The organism is Nocardioides sp. YIM B13467, assembly GCF_042788075.1.
Taxonomy (GTDB): domain Bacteria; phylum Actinomycetota; class Actinomycetes; order Propionibacteriales; family Nocardioidaceae; genus Nocardioides.
On the sequence record NZ_JBHZPJ010000009.1, the window covers coordinates 59,648 to 75,405 of the forward strand.

Consider the following 15,758-nt stretch of genomic DNA (forward strand, 5'->3'; position numbering starts at 1 on the left):
AAGGGATCCCATGTCCACCTCCGTCGAGACCGGCCATTCCGGCACGCTGATCGCCCCGCCCCGCGCACTGCCGAAGCTCTACTTCTTCCGCTTCGGGTTCGCGATCGTCTGGGCCGTCCTGGTCGCACTCACCGCGACCACGCTCGACGCGGCGAGCATCGCGCTGCTGGTCATCTACCCGCTGTTCGACGTGGTGGCCGCCGTGGTCGACCACCGCACCTCGGGCGCCAAGGGCCAGCGCGTCCTGCTGTACGCCAACATGGCGCTCAGCCTGCTCACCGCCGTCGGCGTCGCCGTCGCGGCCACCTCCGGGATCCCGGGCATCCTGCGGGTGTGGGGCGCCTGGGCGATCACCGCCGGCCTGGTCCAGCTGTTCGTGGCGGTACGCCGCTACCGACTCGGTGGTCAGTGGGCGATGATCCTCAGCGGCGGGATCTCGACCTTCGCCGGAACCGGATTCATCCTGATGGCCGCCGGCCCGAAGGCGTCACTCACCGGCCTCGCGGGCTACGCGACCTTGGGTGGCATCTTCTTCCTGATCTCTGCCCTCCGACTGCGCCAGCGCGCAGGTAAGGTCAACTGACATGACGAGCACAAGCCAAGACCTCACCGTCGACGTCATCATCATCGGCGCCGGCCCGACCGGCGAGAACGTCGCAGACCGCGTCGTGCAGGGCGGCCTGACCGCCGCGATCGTCGAGCGCGAGCTCGTCGGCGGCGAGTGCTCCTACTGGGCCTGCATGCCGACGAAGGCCCTCCTGCGGGACGCGGCAGCCTTGCGCGCCGCCCGCGCGCTTCCGGCCGCCGGTCAGGCGGTCACGGGCACGCTCGATGCCGTCGCCGTGTTCGCCCGGCGTGACGAGTTCGCGTCCAACTGGAAGGACACCGGCCAGGTCGAGTGGCTGACCGGGGCCGGGATCACCCTGGTCCGCGGACACGGGCGCATCACCGGCACCCGCTCCGTCACGGTCACCGACGACGACGGCACGACCACGAACCTTCAGGCACGCCACGCCGTGGTCGTCTCCACCGGCAGCTCCTCCCTCATCCCGCCGATCCCGGGACTGGAGGAGGCCAGGCCCTGGACGAACCGGGAGGCCGCCGGCGCCCATTCCGTTCCGGCACGCCTGGCGATCATCGGCGGCGGGGTGGTCGGCGCCGAGATGGCAACCGCCTACAGCGCCCTCGGTGCGCAGGTGACGCTGATCTCCCGCACCCGGCTCCTGCCGGGCGTCGAGAAGTTCGCCGGCGAGCAGGTGGCCGAGGCGCTCCGGACGTACGGAGTCACGCTTCATCTGAACGCCGGCGCGGTCGAGGTCCGGCGTGACGACACCGGCGAGGTGCGACTGACCCTCTCCGACGGCGCCGAGGTGACCGCGGACGAGGTCCTTGTCGCCACCGGTCGGATTCCCAACACCAAGGACCTCGGCCTGGAGCACGTCGGTCTCGAGCCCGGCAGCTGGCTGAAGGTCGACGACGCCCTGGCCGTGGTCGACGACAACGGGCAGCTCGAGGATGGCTGGCTCTACGCCGCAGGCGACGTCAACCATCGAGCGCTGCTGACCCACCACGGGAAGTACCAGGCCCGCGGGCTGGGCGATCTGATCGCGGCGCGCGCTCGCGGCGAGAAGCTCGACCTGAGCGCATGGGGACGTCACGCCGCCACCGCGGACGAGCGCGCCACCACTCAGGTGATCTTCACCGACCCCGAAGTCGTCGCGGTCGGACACTCCGCCGAATCGGCCGAGGCGGCCGGTATCGAGGTCGGCGTCGTCGACTACGACCTCGGCTCGATCGCCGGAGCCTCGCTCCACGCGGACGGCTACCGCGGTCAGGCGCGGATGGTCATCGACGAGCAGCGCAAGACGCTGGTCGGCTTCACCGCGGTCGGCCCGGACATCTCCGAGCTCCTCCACGCGGCCACGATCGCGATCGTCGGGGAGGTCCCCCTGGACCGCCTCTGGCACGCCGTCCCCGCCTACCCGACCATCAGCGAGATCTGGCTCCGCCTCCTCGAGACCGCAGGACGCGATCGCTAGAACAGCTGGCGGAGGTTGGCCTTGCTGAGGTCGATCAGCTCGTCGCCCCGACCCGACATGACGGACCGAAGGGCGTAGAGGGTGAAGCCCTTGAGCTGCTCGGCGGTGATGTTGGGCGGGATGGAGAGCTCCTGGCGCTCGGTGACGACGTCGAGGAGGGCGGGGCCGTCGTGGCCGAGGACGTCGGCGACCGCGTCCGGGAGATCCGCTGAGTGTTCGACGCGACGTGCGTAGATGCCCATCGCGTTGGCGACGTCGGCGAAGTTCGGGTTCACCAGGTCGGTTCCGTACGTGACGAAGCCGGCGGCCTTCATCTCGAGCTCGACGAAGTTCAGCGAGGAGTTGTTGAAGACGACGAGCTTGACCGGGAGCCGGTTCTGGATGAGGGTGACCAGCTCGCCGAGGAGCATGGTGAGCCCGCCGTCACCGGCGAGCGCGACGACCTGCCGGCCCGGGTGGGCGACCTGGGCGCCGACCGCCTGCGACAGCGCGTTGGCCATCGAACCGTGGGCGAAGGAGCCGATCAGCCGGCGGCGACCGTTCATGGTCAGATAGCGCGCCGCCCACACGACCGGCGACCCGACGTCGGGGATGAAGACGGCATCGTCGGATGCGGTCTGGTCGACCAGCCGAGCGAGGTACTGCGGGTGGATCGGCGCCTTCGACCGCGACGGGGTGGCCAGCTCGTCGAGCTTGGTCCGGGTGCGGCGGTAATGGTCCAGGGAGTCGTCCAGATGACGGCGATCATCGCTCCGGTCGAGCAGCGGCAGCAGCGCCGAGGCGGTGTCCTTGACCGTGCCGACCAACCCGAGATCGATCGGGTGGCGACGGCCCAGCTGCTCGCCGCGTACGTCGACCTGGATGGTCTTGGCATGCTTCGGGAAGAACTGCCGGTAGGGGAAGTCGGTGCCGAGCATCAGCAGCGTGTCGGCCCGCTCCATCGCGCGATAGCCGGAGGCGAAGCCCAGGAGGCCGGTCATCCCCACGTCGTAGGGGTTGTCGTACTCCAGGAACTCCTTCCCGCGGAGCGCGTGCACCACGGGGGCGCCCAGCGTCTCGGCCAGGGCCACGACCTCGTCGTGCGCGCCGGCACAGCCGGCACCGGCGAGGATGGTGACCCGCTCGCCGGCGTTCAGCAGGTCGGCCGCCCGCCTGATGGCGTCCTCGTCGGGGATGACCCGGGAGCGCGTCGGGCGGATCTCGACGGTCCGCTCGACCACGGACTCGGCCAGCGCGACGTCGCCGGGGATCACCAGCACCGCCACGCCCTGCTTCTCGACCGCCGTACGCATCGCGATCTCGAGCACGTGCGGCATCTGGCTCGGCTGGGCGACGTACTCGGTGTAGACCGAGCACTCCCGGAACAGCTCCTGCGGGTGCGTCTCCTGGAAGTAGCCGGTGCCGATCTCGGCGGTCGGGATGTGGGCGGCGATCGCGAGCACCGGCACCCGTGAGCGGTTGGCGTCGAAGAGCCCGTTGATCAGGTGGAGGTTGCCCGGCCCGCAGCTCCCTGCGACCACCGCGAGCTCACCGGTGGTGGCCGCATCCGCGGACGCTGCGAACGCAGCAGCCTCCTCGTGACGTACGTGGATCCAGCTGATGTTCCCGTTCTTGCGGAGCGCGTCGGTGAACCCGTTGAGGGAGTCACCCGGGATCCCGTAGACGCGGCGGACACCGCTGGCGGACAAGGTGGACACGATCTGTTCGGCGATGGTCGACATGCAGTCTCCTTCTCGGCGCGTACGTCGTCCACCGTAGAACAGAGTCGATGCGATCCTGACGTGCGAGTCGCCCTCACCGGGGCGGCGCGGGATCCCTCCGTTCCACCCGGCTCGCCGACAGCAGCCCGCCGATCAGCAGGGCGAGCGACACCAGTAGGAGTACGCCGCCGACACCGAGCAACACCCCGATCGCGATGCCGAGCATCGGGAGGGTGGCGCCGATGGCCGCCACGGCGGTCACGGGAGCATGTCCGTCGGCATTCATCACCACAAGGGTCCAGTCGCCCGACTCGACCTCCCAGGTGAGCGTCTGGGGCCCGGTCCCGCTCGCCGAGGCGGTCCAGAAGCCGGCATCGGCGGGGAGGGACGCCGGGGTTCCGCCGTCGACCGCATCGTACGTCGGGGTGTTGCCGTCGAAGCCGTCGATCGTCGAGTGGCGGACGTCGGCGAGGTAGGCGTCGACATCCGCGGACGGCGCGACGCCCACGAAGACCGGGCCCTCCTCGACTGAGGTGACGACCAGCTTGGCGTCCCCGACCAGCATGCCGGGTACGTCCGCCCCAGCGTCGGTCTCGATGGTGATCGACTCGGAGGTGATCGCGTGTCCGGGGGCGGAGATCGCCACCCCGTCGGTCACCAGGTAACCGTCGTCGTCCCGCTGGGCCGCGGCCAACGCGAGAGCACCGCCACCGACGATGAGACCGAGCGAGACCAGCAGGAGAACGCTGCCGGCCACGACGGCGATGACTCGCCCGGTCGTCCAGCGGGGCCGTTGGGTCGTCGTTGCCCGAACCTCGTCCTGCGGCTCCGTCGGGTCACTCACGGAACAGTCCGATGATGTTGCCGCCGGGGTCGCGGAACATGGCGAACGACCCGGTGCCGGGGATCTCCATCGGCGGCACGACGGTCTCACCACCCAGCTCTCCGGCGCGCCGGAGGCTGCCCTCGAGGTCATCGGTCGAGACGTACACCGTGACGTAGGCGGGCATCTCGTCGCGGGTCTGCATGACACCGCCACCGATCCCGTCCTCTGTGGCTTTCACGAGCCAGTAGTCGGGGCCGGCCCCCTGGACGTCCCAGCCGAACAGGTCTCGGTAGAACCCGACGAGCCGCTCGCCGTCGGCTCCGGCGATCTCGAAGTGCACCACTGGATGCGCCATGACTGTCTCCTTCCGTCTCGATCGAGCATCCGCCGAGACGTCGAGGCGATCACAGGGACGAAGTGCCACTGCGGCTGGTCCTTGGTCCCCGACCGGCGGCTCGACGACCTCCCGGGACCGAGGACTCCTCGAAGGGGCCCTTGGACCGCTGCACCCGGCATCGCCGGCTCCTAGCGTCGAAGTGGTACCGCACGAGAAAGACCGACCGAAGGAGGACATCACCATGGATGACCGGAACACCTCGGCTGAGGAGCGGACCGATCCACCGGCCATGGCGCCCGAGGAGGCACTGCGCCTCGCCGCGGTGGAGCAACTGAAGAAGCGCCGGGATCTGGGGACTCACCTTCTCGTCTTCGTCCTGACGAACGCTGCACTCGTGGGAATCTGGGCGATCGCCACGCCGGATTCGTTCTTCTGGCCGGTGATTCCCCTGCTGCTGTGGGGGATCGGTCTCGCGATGAACGTCTGGGACGTGTACCTGGCCGGCGACCCGAGCGAGGCCAGCATCACGCGCCAGATGAACCGGCTGCGCAAGCGGACCTGAACAAGGACGGAGACCGAGCATGATGTACGCAGCAGTCGGTGACCGGCTGGTGGTCCGTGGCCACCAGGTCGGCGAGCCCGTGCGCGACGCCGAGATCCTCGAGGTCCGCCACGAGGACGGCAGCCCGCCCTACCTCGTACGCTGGTCGGACAACGGCCACGAGGCGTTGGTGTTTCCGGGCTCAGACGCCTTCGTGGAGCACTTCGAGCATGAAGCGACGGACACCAAGAAGCATCGGTGAGACGGATCGGGCGTCATGGGCGCAGGAGCACCCGTTCGCCCAGCCGGGGCACCACGGCGACGACGCCGAGCTCGTCCTGGATCCGGTCCGCCAGCGCGCGGGATGACGTCGGCTCGCCGTGCACGACGTACACGGTCTGCGGGAGCTCGGGTGCCGAGGCGACCCACGCGAGCAGCTCGTCGGCGTCGGCATGCACGCTGAAGTCCGAGATCGCCACCACCTCGGCACGGACCGGGACGTATCGGCCGTGCATCTTCACCGCCCGGGCGCCCTCGACCAGCTGCCGACCGCGAGTGCCCTGAGCCTGGTAGCCGGTGAGCACGATGCTGTTGCGGGGGTCGGGAAGCTGGCGGAGCAGATGGTGGACGACGCGGCCGCCGGTGGCCATCCCGGAGGCCGAGATGATGATGCACGGCTCCTTGGGGCGGTTGAGCCGCTCGGAGCTGGCGGCATCCCTGACGCGGTGGACGTCCAGGCGGTCGAGGTCGTTCAACGGCGCCGCTCGCTTCAGGTCGAGCTCGTCGCTGTGCGCACTCAGGGCTGCCCGGTAGACGTCGAGCGCGGCGAGGGCCATCGGGCTGTCGACGAAGATCGGAACCCGGGGGATCTGGCCGGCGCGGCGGAGCCTGAGCAGCTCAAGCAGCACCAGCTCGGTCCGGTCCACCGCGAACGCAGGGATCAGTACGACGCCACCACGGGCCACCGTACGGCGCACCGTGTCGGCTAGGGCCTCGGGATCCGCCGGTGGATGCCGTCGATCGCCGTACGTGGACTCGAGCACCATCGCGGAGGCGGCCGGAGGCTTGTCGGGCGGCTGCAGGAGCGGATGGCCGGGTCGACCCAGGTCGCCGCTGAAAACCACCCGCTCACCTCCGACGTCGACGACGGCCACCGAGGAGCCCAGGATGTGACCGGCGCGCTGCAGCGTCACGACCATCCCTCCGAGCGGCCATGGTTCGCCGAAGGCCACCGGGTGCAGGCGCTCGAGCGTCTGCTCGACATCTGACGCCGTGTAGAGCGGCAGAGCCGGGTGGTGCTTCGACCAACCGCCCTCGTTGGCTACCCGAGCGTCCTCCTCCTGCAGGTGCGCGCTGTCCCGGAGTACGATGGCGGCGAGCGCAGCGGTGCCCGGCGTGCACACCGTCTCGCCGGCGAAGCCGTCGCTCACCAGCCGAGGCAGGTATCCGGTGTGGTCGAGGTGAGCATGGGTGAGGACGACGGCGTCCAGGTCCGCGGGCGCCACCGGGAACGGTGCCCAGTTGAGCCGCCGGAGCTCACGCAGTCCCTGGTAGAGACCGGCGTCCACCAGCAGGCGATCGCTGCCGTACGTCACCAGGAACCGGCTTCCGGTCACCGTGCCTGATGCCCCGAGGAACTCCAGCGCGGGATGCTTCGAGCGCGATGTGCCGGGGTCGCCGATGACAGGGTTCTCGTGGTGCGCCATCGGGCTTCCCTTCGCAGGTGGTGGTGTCACCACGCTGCTGCATCCGTCCGGGTGCAGGGAGGGTCCTACGGCCTTCACCGAGGGACCGACGGCCCGATCACTCACCCTCCGGGCACAGCGGCGGGCTGCGGCCGTCCATCGACAGCCGCAGCCCGCTCGTTGGGTGGTGGGATCAGCCGCCCGGCTGGGTGACCCCGTCGACCGTCAGGGTGTAGCGCGCCGGGTCGGACACGCTCTCCGTCGGGTCGTCGAACATCACGACCGCCGCCACGGTCTCGGCGCTGTCACCGATCGCGGCGTCGAGCGCGGCACCACCGAGGGTGCCGTCGAACGACCCGTCCAGCGCGAGCGTGTGCACCCACGCGGGCGAGCCCGCCGGGCCGTACGCCACCAGCTGGACCGTCCAGCCCTCGACCGGAGTCGGGTTGACCTGCGACATCGACCGCCAGCCGTCCAGGGTGTCGCTGGGCAGCGCGGTGCCGCCGACGGCGATGTCACGCACCCAGAAGCCGGACTCGTCGACCCCGGAGTCGGTGATGTAGCGGAACGCCACCAGCACGCTCTGCCCGCCGTACGCCGACAGGTCCGCACTCTGCGGCCGCCAGCCTCCGGAGTCGCCGGAGAAGCCGGGCAGGTTGTCGACCACGGTCGGGATGGCACCCGGGTCGTGCTCGCTGGTCGTGTCGGCGGTGGCCAGGCTCTGCCAGGTCTCACCGCCGTCGGTGGAGACCTGGACGTAGCCGAAGTCCCAGCCGACCTCGGCGTCCCAGAGGGCGTCGAAGGTCAGCGAGGCTCCGCCAGCCGGCACGTCGACCGCTCGCACGACCGACCGGTCGAGGTTCGGTCCGCAGCCGGCGTACAGCGCCGCGGCCCCAGTGCCGGCGGCGGGCGGCGAACCACAGCTGCTGTCGGCCGTCGTGGCGTCCGGCGGGGTGGTGTCGACCGTCCATTCGACCGGCTTGGGCGCCAACGACGTCGCGCCGTCGAAGCTGAGCGACTCGATCTCACCCGCGGAGAGGTAGGCCCCCGAACCGTCGCGCAGGCGTACGTAGTCCGAGCCGTTCGGCGGTGCGCCGTTCTCGTTCCACGCCTCGGGGTTGTCCCAGTTGACCTTCGCGGAGAGCGAGTCGGCCTGGAACGTCGCCGCGTCACCGCCGTTCAGGTTGCCGCCGTTGGCGTCCAGCGCCCCGTCGAGAGCCACCATGGCGGCCCAGTCGTGGATCGTCTGCTGGGCGGAGACGTCGGCGCCGAACTGGTCCAGCACGACCTGGAGCCCCTCGAGACCACCGGCATCCTCACGGTGCAGGGCACTGAGGAAGTCGGGGCCGTAGTGGCTGGCCAGATACTCCATGAAGGAGTAGACCGCGCCGTAGTCGCACAGCGTCTCCGGCCCGCCCTGGTCGCCCCAGGCGGTCAGCGAGTTCTCCGAGCCACCGAACGCCGGATCGAGGTAGCCCATGAAGCACGCCAGGTGCGAGTCCGCGCCGGGATCGTCAGGTGGGGTGCTCGGGTCGACGTAGCCGACCAGGGTCTGGGCGTAGTCGGACAGACCCTCGTTGACCCACGAGACCTCGTCGGTGTCCTCGTAGTACTCCAGCAGGTGCTGGTACTCGTGCGCGAAGGTGCCCTCGTACAGGAGCGGCCGAGATGCTCCGACCAGCCGACCGGGAGCGCTGTTCAGCTCCTCGTTGCAGGCGACGTACGCCGGATCGGTGCTGTCATCGGGCGGGTTGGTACCGGTGCGGTGCAGCCAGTCGAAGACATCGATGCTCATCACGTTGCGGTCGAAGTACTCGTTGAAGACCGAGTAGAAGAAGCCCGCGATGTAGGTCTGCCCATCTGGAGTGGCGGGCTCGTAGAAGTTGGCGTCGCGGACGTTGTCGACCAGGACCACGATGTTGTCGCCGTCGCCCTTGTACTCCGAGGAGGGCAGGTTCGGGATCAGCCCCGGCAGCGTGGCCTGCTTGCCGTCCCGATCGGGCGGCACCGAGAACTCCTCCGACTCGATCGGGTAGATGGTGTCGTCGAACTCCGAGATGAAGTTCGAGACCTGGGCGTTGGTGACCTCGGTCAGGCCGAGGGCGTTGCGGCAGTCACCGTCCGGGAACGCCCGGTCGTCGGCGACCCACACCTCGATGTTGTCGCCGACGCCGCGCAGCGTGTAGTCCTTCAGATAGATGCTTCCCTGGGCGTCGTCGAGACCCAGCCAGGTGCGGCTCTGGCCGACCTTCGCGGGTCCCTTCGGCGGCTGTTTGCCAGCCAGGTCACCCCGCTTCCGTTCGATGCCGACCTTCTTGCCGTTGTTGTAGTCGGACCCGGTCTGCTTGAGCTCCTTGGCGGCCCGACCTCGGTCATCGTCCGCCGGAGGTGCACTACCGGCGGGTGCGCCGGGCAGCGTCAGGCCGAGGACGAGCGCTCCTGCGGCTCCGATGGTGAGGAGTCGCGCCTTCTTCCAACCACGCATGCGTGGTTCTCCCTCCACTCGTTCGTGCTGCGCCCGAGCTCGCTGCGGGAATGCGGCCGATGTGATGTACGTCACTGGCCACCGCCAAAGTCAAGCACCGTGCCTACGCGGAGGGAAGAGGGAATTACGCCCTGTTTGCGGAGCTGACGCCGAATTACCCCTGTTGGCGTAAGTAGCGGCCGAAATGAGGGACGGTGAAGGCGATCCGGCCGCGCTCACCGGAGTAGATCAGGCCCTTCTTCATCAGCGCGTCACGCGCCGGGGAGAGCGACTGCGGCTTCTTGTTGAGGAAGGCGGCGACGTCCGCGGTGGCGACGGTGCCGATGTCGTCGGCGCCGAGCTCGACGGCCGCGTCGGCCATCGCCCGCAGGTAGTCCCGCTCGGCAGGGGTGGCGCGCTCGTAGCGTGAGCCGAAGAAGCCGACCGCAAGCTCGCGCTCGGCTTCAGGGGCGGCGACCTTCACGTCCTCCACGGTGATCGGGGAGCGGGGCGCCTGGTCCCACACGGTCTTGCCGTAGGCCTGGATGAAGTAGGGGTAGCCGCCGGTGGCGGCGTACATCTCCGCCAGGGCGGCGGGCTCGAACTCGGCCTCCTCCTCGCCCGCGGGGGCGGCGAGGGCGCGGTCGGCGGCGTCCCGCTGCAGACGGTCGATGCGCTGATAGGAGAAGAGCCGCTCGGAGTAGGACTTGCTCGCCGAGAGCACGGCCGGCAGGTGCGGCAGGCCGGCGCCGACGACGATCACCGGCAGCCCCGACTGGCTGATCTCGTGACACGCCGCGCACATCGCCGAGACGTCGTCGGGGCCGAGGTCCTGCATCTCGTCGATGAAGACGCCGACGCCCTTGCCGACATCGGCGGCGAGCCCGCCGACGTCGGTGAGCAGCTCGACCAGGTCGATCTCTATGTCACCGGAGTCGGCCCGGCCCCGCACTGCCGGAGCCTCGATGCCGGGCGACCACTGCTCGCGCAGCTTGGCATTGGGACCGGCCTCCCGCTGGGCGAAGGAGCGGATCACGCCCAGCACGTGGTCGACGTCGTCGGAGCTCGGATGCCCCAGCTCGCGCACCGCCTGGTGCAGGGCGCTCGACAGCGGCCGGCGCAGCGACTGGTCGGGGCGCGCCTCCATCTTCCCGGTGCCCCAGCCCTTACGGACCGCCGCCGACCGCAGCGTGTTGAGCAGGACCGTCTTGCCGACGCCACGGAGCCCGGTGAGCACCAGCGACCGCTCCGGACGACCGCGCGCCACCCGCTCCAGCACCACGTCGAACTGCCCGAGCTGCTCGTTACGACCAGCGAGCTCAGGCGGCCGCTGACCGGCGCCAGGAGCGTACGGATTGCGGATGGGGTCCATGATCAGACGATATCCACATCTATAGGACGCGTCTTAGATTTGGCTAGCGAGCCACATCTTTCATGAACGTAGGTCTCTATTCGCCTTTCTAGGATGGATCTTAGAAAGGCGCAGACTCTCACATCTATCGCCAGTGTCGAACGTGTGTTCGATCGTAGCGGGATTTCCTCCCCTCGCGCAAGCCTGACGATCTAGACTCGCGGACATGCCGGAACTCCCCGAGGTGGAAGCGCTCGCCGAGGACCTGCGCGGGCGCCTCGATGGCCGTGCGATCACGAAGGTGCACGTCGCGCAGTTCAGCGCCCTGAAGACGTACGATCCCCCGCTGACCGCGGTCGAGGGCACGCTCGTCGACAACGTGACCCGCCACGGCAAGTTCATCGACATCGAGGCGAGCGGCGTCCATCTCGTGCTGCACCTGGCCCGCGGCGGCTGGATCAGGTGGCGGGACGAGATTCCGGCGGCGCCGCCTCGCCCGGGATCGAAGTCGGGGCTGGCGATCCGGGTCGTGCTCGACGACGACACCGGGCTGGACATCACCGAGGGCGGCACCAAGAAGCGTCTGGCGCTCTACGTCGTCCACGATCCGCAGGACGTCCCGGGCGTCGCCTCGCTAGGCCCCGACCCGCTGGCCGACGACTTCACGCTGGCCCGCTTCCGCGAGATCCTCGCAGGTCAGGGCCGCAAGCAGATCAAGGGCGTGCTGCGGATGCAGTCGATCATCGCGGGCATCGGCAACGCCTACTCCGACGAGATCCTGTGGGCGGCGAAGATGTCGCCGTTCAAGCCCGCCGAGATGACCGAGGAGGAGTCGGAGAGCCTCTACAACGCGCTGCGGACGACCCTCGAGGAGGCCGTCGAGCGCGACTCCGGCCTGGCGATGAGCGAACTGAAGGGCGAGAAGAAGTCCAACCTCGCCGTGCACGGCAAGGCCGGCAAGAAGTGCCCGGTCTGCGGAGACACGGTCCTCGAGGTCAGTTTCGCCGACTCGAGCCTGCAGTACTGCCCCACCTGCCAGACCGGCGGGAAGCCGCTCGCCGATCGCCGGATGTCCCGGCTCCTCAAGTAGGCTTGACGGGTGACCATCCCCACCGTCGAGATCGCCGGAGTGCCCGATCCCCTGCCCGTGGCCGTCCTGGACGTCCGCGAGGACGACGAGTGGGCAGCGGGTCACATCGAGGGCGCGACCCACATCCCGCTCCAAGAGCTCCCGGCGCGCCTCGGCGAGCTTCCCGAGGGCCAGACCCTGGTGGTCTGCAAGGTCGGCGGGCGCAGCGCCCAGGCGGTCAACTACCTCGCCCAGCAGGGCTTCGAGGTCGTCAACCTCGCCGGCGGGATGCTCGACTGGGCCGCCGCAGGGCGACCGATGGTCAGCGAGACCGGCGCCGAGGCGTACGTCCTCTAGGACTGCCGCTAGGACTGGGCCGGAGGACCGCCGAAGGCCTCCGGGAGCGGCAGCCTGAGCGCCTTCTCCAGGCGGTCGAGGTAGTCGTTGCGGCCCACCTCGACGACGCCGAGCGAGGCCAGATGGTCGGTGCGCCACTGCACGTCCAGGATCCGCTGGTCGATCGACCCTGCCTCGCGCAGCGCCGAGACCAGCCCGACCAGGGCGACCTTGGACGCGTCGCGAACACGGTGGAACATCGACTCCCCGGCGAAGAGACCGCCGATCGCGACCCCGTAGAGCCCGCCGACCAGGCGATCGTCCTGCCACGCCTCGACCGAGTGCGCCCAGCCCAGGTCGTGCAGGTTGCCGTAGGCCCGGCGGATCCGCTTGTCGATCCAGCCGTGGGGCCGGCGCGGGTCGGCGCACGAGGCCACCACCTCGTCGAAGCTGGTGTCGATCCTGATCTCGAAGTCCCGCATCGACCTGCGCAGGGACCGCGAGACGACGAGCCCGTCCAGCGGGAGTACGCCGCGCCTGACCGGCGAGAACCACATCATGGGGTCGCGCTGAGACTCACCGGGCATCGGGAAGATCCCGTGTCGGTACGCAGCCAGGAGTGTCCCGGGCGCAACGTCCGCGCCCATCCCCACCAGATCGTCCAGATCGGCCCCGCCATGGCCCGCGCCTGGGTCCCGGAGGTCAGCGAAGGCCCACGGCGAGGGCTCGGGTTCGATCGGTCCCCGAAGTTTCGCCACGACGAAACGTTATCGTCCCCTGCGGCGCCAACCACCACACACTTAGGATTTGCCTCATGATCGGTCCCAAGGCAGTGCTCACCAGTGCGGCTGGCCGGCTCGCACCCAAGGTCATCCAGTCCGCTCCCGGCGTGACCACCACCGTGGTCCGGCAGGCGCTGCACCACGCGATCGTCGGAGTCGGCCCGCTCCCGGCAGCGGCCGCAGCCGCCGAGAAGCACCTCAAGGACCACGACAACGACGTCGAGCTCGCGGTGAAGCACGTCATCGACAACCACGTGCGGCTGGCCGGTGTCGGCGGCTTCGCGACCAACATCGGCGGTGTGGTCACCCAGGCGATCACGCTCCCGGCCAACATCACCGGGATGGCCATCATCCAGTGCCGCATGGTGGCCGTGATCGCGCATCTCCGCGGCTACGACCTGACCGATCCTCGGGTGCGCAACGGCATCCTGCTCACCCTCCTGAGCGAGGAGAAGGTCGGCAAGCAGATCAAGGAGAAGAAGATCCCCGCTCCGCCGATGGCCATCGCAACCGCACCGGCCTACGACCGCGCGATCGATGCCATCGTCGCCTCCGAGGTGGCCCAGGAGCTGCTCAGCCGAGTCACCGGCAGGGGCATGATCTCCATGGCCGCCAAGCGGATACCGCTGGTCGGCGGCGTCGTCGGTGGAGGGGCCGATGGGTGGATGACCTACCAGATCGGTCGCTACGCCTCGCGCGAGCTGCTGCCGCGTCACCCCGACAACGGCTGAGCCCGGCTCACAGGAACTTCACAGGTCCGTCCAACGTTCCTCAGAGCACGGAACTCCACACTGTTGGTGTCCGCTTGGGAGGAGCAGTCGATGACCCTCGACACGACGTACGCCCCGATCAGCCCAGCCCGCGCTGCCGGGGTCGAGGTGAGACCTCACCTGCTCCTCCTGGGCGGCGTACCCGGCGCCGGCAAGAGCACGCTGATCCGCGACGTGGCCGACCGGCGTCCCGACGTACGCACCCTCGACCCGGAGACCCCGGGGCGCTGGCTCGCAGCACGGCTGCCGGAGGTGCCCTACCGCCTCTACCGGCCGCTGGTGCACCTGTGGCACGCGATCGCGACCCTGGTCCTCGTCCTGCTCGGCCCGACCCCCGGTGGCCACACCCTCCTCGTCCACGACCCGGCCACCCGGCCCGGCCGGCGCGAGCTGCTCGGGCGGATCGCCCACGCCCGCGGCTGGCGTACGTCGCTGGTCATGATCGACGTGCCGCGCGTTACGGCGATCGACGGCCAGCACGAGCGCGGGCGCATGGTCCGTACGGAGGCCTTCGAGCGCCACTGGCACCGCTGGACCGACGACCAGCCCCGGCTCCTGACCGCGGCGACATTTGGTGACGCCGACGGCTCCTGGGACCGGGTGCACGTCTTCGACCGCGCCCGGGCCGCGGGACGACTCGAGGCGATCCTCTAGCGGCGGATGAGGCGGTAGACCTTCAGGACCGCGCGGCCCCACCAGCGCCGCTCGAGACCCTCGCGGGCCCGCTGCTTCGGCACCAGCGACCGGGTGTGCTCCAGCTCGGCGCGCAGCTCGCCGACCTCGTCCTCCAGCCGGGCCTCGGACTTGCGCAGCCGGATGGCCTCCTGGAGCAGCGCGTCGATGGTGGCGACGCCGGCGTCGAGGACCTCGCGCGAGGAGATGGTGTCGGGGTCGACGAACGGCTTGCCCGCCAGGTCAGCGGGGACCAGCAGCTCCTCCAGCCCACCGACCACGTCGTAGCCACGCCCCGACAGCGCCTTGACCCAGCTCTCGGAGAGCGACTCGACCCACGGCAGGATCGAGGGGGAGAGCGCCAGGCGCGCGGAGTCGCGGCGCTTGGCCAGCGTGCGGTGGGCCAGGAACTCGCGTACGAAAGGCCGGTAGTCAGCCGGCTCGAGCACCGGCACGACCGCCAGGTTGATCTCGCGGAGCAGCGCCGCCTCGGGCACACCGAGGGACGGGTTGCCGCGGTCGATCCCCTCGAAGTCGATGGTCAGGTCGTCGAGGCCGAAGGCGGTGGAGAACCGCTCCCACAGCAGCGTCGAAGGCGAGCCCGGCGGCGGGACGGTGATCAGGTGGACGCGCTCGGGCGCGATGCCCTGAGTCCATCGGTCGAGGATGTCGGGCAACTCCTGGACGCCCCAGAACCATGATCCGATCCGTCCCTCGCGGGCGGGGTCGCGGATCTCCTCGAGGAACTCGGCGTAGGTCACGACCGAGCGGTGCTTGACGTTCTCCTGCCACTCGGCCGGGATCTGCCGAGCCAGGTCGCGCGCGGAGAGCATGATGTGGATCTCGGAGTCGCCCAGCGAGTCCAGGGCGTGCTTGGCCTGCTGCCAGGACGCGCTCGCCAGGATCTCGTGGGAGATGATCACCGTGCCGTTCTCGACGGAGCGCACCTTCTCCGCGAGGGCGTCCCAGGCGCCGGTCGCCTCCTCCTCGATGCCGCCCCAGGGCAGGTCCATCAGATCGAGGGCCGCCAGGAAGTGGGCGTCGAAGCGGTCGGCGAAGTAGTGGACTCCCTGCTCGGCAAGGGACTCCCGGTTGTGGAAGAGGACGTCTTGAAGATAGGACGTGCCCGTCTTCGGGGTGCCGACATGAAGCAGCACGCGCCGCCCAGTCTCCAACGTTCTACTCC

Annotated in this window: 16 protein-coding genes; 8 read left to right on the forward strand and 8 right to left on the reverse strand. The window is 69.6% G+C overall.

The features are described from left to right. Positions 1-10 precede the first annotated feature (10 nt). Together ACFX43_RS02585 and ACFX43_RS02590 are read left to right on the forward strand one after the other, a co-directional pair. Positions 11-583, forward strand: a complete 573-nt coding sequence (locus ACFX43_RS02585; RefSeq protein WP_378816635.1) for a hypothetical protein — start codon at positions 11-13, stop codon at positions 581-583. Between the two features lies 1 nt (position 584). Then, on the forward strand, positions 585-2,039 hold the full coding sequence (locus ACFX43_RS02590) for a dihydrolipoyl dehydrogenase family protein (protein WP_378816637.1): 1,455 nt from the start codon (positions 585-587) through the stop codon (positions 2,037-2,039). Here the strand turns inward: ACFX43_RS02590 and poxB are convergent. The 3 genes from poxB to ACFX43_RS02605 all read right to left on the reverse strand — a co-directional run bounded on the left by poxB (position 2,036) and on the right by ACFX43_RS02605 (position 4,920). Further along, positions 2,036-3,760, reverse strand: coding sequence for a ubiquinone-dependent pyruvate dehydrogenase (gene poxB / locus ACFX43_RS02595; RefSeq protein ID WP_378816639.1), 1,725 nt, complete (start codon positions 3,758-3,760; stop codon positions 2,036-2,038). The two genes, ACFX43_RS02590 and poxB, sit on opposite strands and share 4 nt — an antisense overlap. A 73-nt stretch (positions 3,761-3,833) precedes the next feature. Next, complete coding sequence (locus ACFX43_RS02600) at positions 3,834-4,583, reverse strand: hypothetical protein (RefSeq protein WP_378816642.1); 750 nt, start codon at positions 4,581-4,583, stop codon at positions 3,834-3,836. Then, positions 4,576-4,920: a VOC family protein gene (locus tag ACFX43_RS02605; RefSeq protein ID WP_378816645.1), complete on the reverse strand. Its 345-nt coding sequence runs from the start codon at positions 4,918-4,920 to the stop codon at positions 4,576-4,578. Before ACFX43_RS02605 ends, ACFX43_RS02600 begins: the two co-directional genes overlap by 8 nt. 223 nt (positions 4,921-5,143) lie before the next feature. On the opposite strand from ACFX43_RS02605, the gene ACFX43_RS02610 reads away from it, so the two are divergent. Then, a complete protein-coding gene (locus tag ACFX43_RS02610; protein WP_378816647.1) occupies positions 5,144-5,464 on the forward strand; it encodes a 2TM domain-containing protein in 321 nt (106 codons plus the stop codon). Between the two features lie 19 nt (positions 5,465-5,483). After that, the gene (locus ACFX43_RS02615) at positions 5,484-5,705 is read left to right on the forward strand and encodes a DUF1918 domain-containing protein (protein WP_378816653.1); all 222 of its coding nucleotides are present in this window, start codon (positions 5,484-5,486) and stop codon (positions 5,703-5,705) included. 13 nt (positions 5,706-5,718) lie between these two features. Here the strand turns inward: ACFX43_RS02615 and ACFX43_RS02620 are convergent, their stop codons facing one another. The 3 genes from ACFX43_RS02620 to ACFX43_RS02630 all read right to left on the reverse strand — a co-directional run bounded on the left by ACFX43_RS02620 (position 5,719) and on the right by ACFX43_RS02630 (position 10,964). Then, positions 5,719-7,149, reverse strand: a complete 1,431-nt coding sequence (locus ACFX43_RS02620; protein WP_378816656.1) for an MBL fold metallo-hydrolase RNA specificity domain-containing protein — start codon at positions 7,147-7,149, stop codon at positions 5,719-5,721. A gap of 172 nt (positions 7,150-7,321) precedes the next feature. Further along, positions 7,322-9,613, reverse strand: a complete 2,292-nt coding sequence (locus ACFX43_RS02625; protein ID WP_378816658.1) for a choice-of-anchor J domain-containing protein — start codon at positions 9,611-9,613, stop codon at positions 7,322-7,324. 154 nt (positions 9,614-9,767) lie between these two features. After that, the gene (locus tag ACFX43_RS02630) at positions 9,768-10,964 is read right to left on the reverse strand and encodes an AAA family ATPase (protein ID WP_378816661.1); all 1,197 of its coding nucleotides are present in this window, start codon (positions 10,962-10,964) and stop codon (positions 9,768-9,770) included. A gap of 205 nt (positions 10,965-11,169) precedes the next feature. Here ACFX43_RS02630 and ACFX43_RS02635 point away from each other — a divergent pair, with 205 nt between their 5' ends. Then, positions 11,170-12,033, forward strand: a complete 864-nt coding sequence (locus tag ACFX43_RS02635) for an Fpg/Nei family DNA glycosylase (protein ID WP_378816663.1) — start codon at positions 11,170-11,172, stop codon at positions 12,031-12,033. Between the two features lie 9 nt (positions 12,034-12,042). Further along, entirely contained in the window at positions 12,043-12,369 is a 327-nt protein-coding gene (locus tag ACFX43_RS02640) for a rhodanese-like domain-containing protein (RefSeq protein ID WP_355228780.1), read from the forward strand. Positions 12,370-12,377: 8 nt separating this feature from the next. Here ACFX43_RS02640 and aat read toward each other — a convergent pair whose 3' ends face one another. Then, entirely contained in the window at positions 12,378-13,106 is a 729-nt protein-coding gene (aat, locus tag ACFX43_RS02645; RefSeq protein WP_378816666.1) for a leucyl/phenylalanyl-tRNA--protein transferase, read from the reverse strand. Positions 13,107-13,162: 56 nt separating this feature from the next. Here aat and ACFX43_RS02650 point away from each other — a divergent pair, with 56 nt between their 5' ends. Beyond that, entirely contained in the window at positions 13,163-13,861 is a 699-nt protein-coding gene (locus tag ACFX43_RS02650) for an EcsC family protein (protein ID WP_378816669.1), read from the forward strand. A gap of 90 nt (positions 13,862-13,951) precedes the next feature. Further along, positions 13,952-14,554 (forward strand): AAA family ATPase, encoded by a 603-nt coding sequence (locus ACFX43_RS02655; protein ID WP_378816672.1) that lies wholly within the window; start codon positions 13,952-13,954, stop codon positions 14,552-14,554. Here ACFX43_RS02655 and ACFX43_RS02660 read toward each other — a convergent pair. Beyond that, entirely contained in the window at positions 14,551-15,747 is a 1,197-nt protein-coding gene (locus ACFX43_RS02660; RefSeq protein WP_378816674.1) for a hypothetical protein, read from the reverse strand. The two genes, ACFX43_RS02655 and ACFX43_RS02660, sit on opposite strands and share 4 nt — an antisense overlap. Positions 15,748-15,758: the final 11 nt, after the last annotated feature.

Bases quoted from the DNA above. Each gene is read 5' to 3' on its own strand.
- ACFX43_RS02585 (WP_378816635.1), top strand. From the start codon at position 11: ATGTCCACCTCCGTCGAGACCGGCCATTCCGGCACGCTGATCGCCCCG.
- ACFX43_RS02590 (WP_378816637.1), top strand. From the start codon at position 585: ATGACGAGCACAAGCCAAGACCTCACCGTCGACGTCATCATCATCGGC.
- poxB (WP_378816639.1), bottom strand. From the start codon at position 3,760: ATGTCGACCATCGCCGAACAGATCGTGTCCACCTTGTCCGCCAGCGGT.
- ACFX43_RS02605 (WP_378816645.1), bottom strand. From the start codon at position 4,920: ATGGCGCATCCAGTGGTGCACTTCGAGATCGCCGGAGCCGACGGCGAG.
- ACFX43_RS02610 (WP_378816647.1), top strand. From the start codon at position 5,144: ATGGATGACCGGAACACCTCGGCTGAGGAGCGGACCGATCCACCGGCC.
- ACFX43_RS02615 (WP_378816653.1), top strand. From the start codon at position 5,484: ATGATGTACGCAGCAGTCGGTGACCGGCTGGTGGTCCGTGGCCACCAG.
- ACFX43_RS02620 (WP_378816656.1), bottom strand. From the start codon at position 7,149: ATGGCGCACCACGAGAACCCTGTCATCGGCGACCCCGGCACATCGCGC.
- ACFX43_RS02625 (WP_378816658.1), bottom strand. From the start codon at position 9,613: ATGCGTGGTTGGAAGAAGGCGCGACTCCTCACCATCGGAGCCGCAGGA.
- ACFX43_RS02630 (WP_378816661.1), bottom strand. From the start codon at position 10,964: ATGGACCCCATCCGCAATCCGTACGCTCCTGGCGCCGGTCAGCGGCCG.
- ACFX43_RS02635 (WP_378816663.1), top strand. From the start codon at position 11,170: ATGCCGGAACTCCCCGAGGTGGAAGCGCTCGCCGAGGACCTGCGCGGG.
- ACFX43_RS02650 (WP_378816669.1), top strand. From the start codon at position 13,163: ATGATCGGTCCCAAGGCAGTGCTCACCAGTGCGGCTGGCCGGCTCGCA.
- ACFX43_RS02655 (WP_378816672.1), top strand. From the start codon at position 13,952: ATGACCCTCGACACGACGTACGCCCCGATCAGCCCAGCCCGCGCTGCC.